4 protein-coding genes are annotated in these 2,121 nt (G+C 43.4%); 3 read left to right on the top strand and 1 reads right to left on the bottom strand.

Annotation, left to right across the window (positions count from 1 at the left end):
• On the top strand, nt 1-486 hold a 486-nt coding region (locus KKC91_12625), incomplete at its 5' end, for an LD-carboxypeptidase (protein ID MBU0479387.1).
• 140 nt (nt 487-626) lie between these two features.
• On the opposite strand, the gene KKC91_12620 is transcribed toward KKC91_12625, so the two are convergent.
• The gene (locus KKC91_12620) at nt 627-1,157 is read right to left on the bottom strand and encodes an OmpA family protein (protein MBU0479386.1); all 531 of its coding nucleotides are present in this window, start codon (nt 1,155-1,157) and stop codon (nt 627-629) included.
• Nucleotides 1,158-1,260: 103 nt separating this feature from the next.
• Between KKC91_12620 and KKC91_12615 the strand changes: the two genes are divergently transcribed.
• Together KKC91_12615 and KKC91_12610 are read left to right on the top strand one after the other, a co-directional pair.
• Nucleotides 1,261-1,632: a hypothetical protein gene (locus tag KKC91_12615; protein ID MBU0479385.1), complete on the top strand. Its 372-nt coding sequence runs from the start codon at nt 1,261-1,263 to the stop codon at nt 1,630-1,632.
• Nucleotides 1,633-1,647: 15 nt separating this feature from the next.
• A complete protein-coding gene (locus KKC91_12610; protein ID MBU0479384.1) occupies nt 1,648-2,031 on the top strand; it encodes a hypothetical protein in 384 nt (127 codons plus the stop codon).
• Nucleotides 2,032-2,121: the final 90 nt, after the last annotated feature.

Genomic DNA, 2,121 nt, shown 5'->3' with positions numbered 1-2,121 from the left:
CTCATCAAAGCAATTTCAAAGCGTGAGCCTATTGGAGAAATCACATCGAGCAATTTGAGATCGTTGAGAGGGGGTAAAGCAACTGGAACATTGATCGGCGGAAATATGTCTCTCATAATGAGCACAATTGGGACGGCCTATGACATCGACACAGACGGCAAGATCCTCTTTCTAGAAGATATCGGTGAAGACATCGAAGTGATAGACAACTATCTCATGCACCTAAAGCTCGCCGGCAAGCTGAAACGAATTAAAGGAATTGTTTTCGGCCGAATGATCGACTGCATCGATAATTCCGGAAAAAAGCACACGATCGAAGATATATTGAACGACATTCTGGATGATATAGAGGTCCCTATCTTATATGGATTCCCCTCAGGCCACAGGGTGAAAAGCGAGATCAACATAACACTTCCTTTCGGCGTTTCAGCGACAATCGATGGCGACAATGCAAAGCTGATAATCAACGAGGCGGGAGTTTCTTGATAGAAGATCTATTTGTTGGGAACTTGTAGGGGCGGGTTTCAAACCCGCCCCTACACATTCATGGTTGGTTTTTTATATTACTATATAAAAAAGGGGCTCTGAGTTACCAGAGCCCCTTTTAATAACTTCAAAATAAAACCTTAGTTCGTCTCAATTTCAATTCTTCTGTTCATCGCTCTGCCATCAGGCGTTGAGTTATCAGCACGTGGGCTTGCTTCGCCACGACCTACTGCGCTGATCCTCGACGGATTGATGCCTTTGTTGACGAAATAGTTTTTCACTCTATTCGCCCTCTTCTCTGAAAGAGCCTGATTGTTAGCATCATTCCCCCTGTCATCGGTATAGCCGACGACTACGATATTGAGTTTTTCTCTCTCTTTCAATTTTCCAACATTGGAATCAAGGACTGCATATGACTTAGCCTTGATCTCAGCGCTGCCTGAATCAAAAAGAACACCTTCCAACACAAGTTTTTCAAACTTCACTGGAGCGACCATCTCACATGGCGCCTCTGGCCACTGATGGTAATCACACAACTGAGCTGAGATTCTATCGCTCAAGCTCTTACAAACATTTGATTTCCATTGATAGAATTCACATCTTCCAGCAAATGTCGTTGATGCAACTAGCGTGATGAGTAGTACCGCTGATAGGATTACTGCTTTTTTCATCTCTCCCCCCTTTTTTTGGTTATAAAAGCCGTTAATAATCAATAAGTTAAGCTTAATTCGATAGGAGATTTTATATCAATTCCCCTCAACTGTAAAGGCTCAAATGATAAAGCTCATAGAAAAGACCGCGAAATACTCAAGAAAAAAGGCGGGAGATTCCTTTATCATCCTCGCTCAAAACGGCCTTTCCATCATGGATGATACATCCGACAAATGGCGCGAAAAGTATTTGGAAATAATAGACGGTGTGGGCTTGGAGGATCTCTTCTTCAACATCACCGACAAAGAGGATCAGTCATACAGATTAAGGCTCATAAAGCCGCTTTTTTTGAAGAACAAGCTGATTCTGAATGTAGAATATATCCCAAAAAATATGCATAAAAAATACTTCGACATATTGAAAAAGCATCCCTATAAGTTCATCGGATATTCGGCCGACCCGGACAAGCTGCTGGATAAACTGGTAATCTATTAATTTGAGGAGGAGATCATGAGCCACGGTAAATTTGCAACGGTGATAAACTGTATGGATGGACGCACCCAGCTGCCGGCAAACGAATGGATGAAAAATGAATTCAAGGTCGATTATGTCGATACTATCACGGAGCCCGGCCCTAATAAAATCCTCGCTGATGACGAAGATGTGGAATCAATCAAGAAGAGGGTTTTGATATCTGTGCAGAAGCATGGATCAAAAAATATCGCGATAGTCTCCCACCACGATTGTGCAGGAAACCCTGTCGATAAAGAAACACAGATGAAGCAGCTGGAATTAGCCGTCAAAACAGTTGATTCGTGGGGTCTGAATGTCAACATCACTGGCCTTTGGGTGGATGAGAGCTGGAAGGTTGAAAGGGTTGTTTTTCCGAGGTAGTCACGGGATGTCGCTCCCCCTTAATGAGGCCGCTGCCAAACCTCATTTTTGGATGTTTTTGTAGGGGCAGGCCCCTGTGCCTGCCCTTAT

This window comes from bacterium, from assembly GCA_018812485.1.
Taxonomy (GTDB): Bacteria; JAHJDO01; JAHJDO01; order JAHJDO01; family JAHJDO01; genus JAHJDO01.
This window is presented reverse-complemented; position numbering and strand designations above follow the sequence as displayed.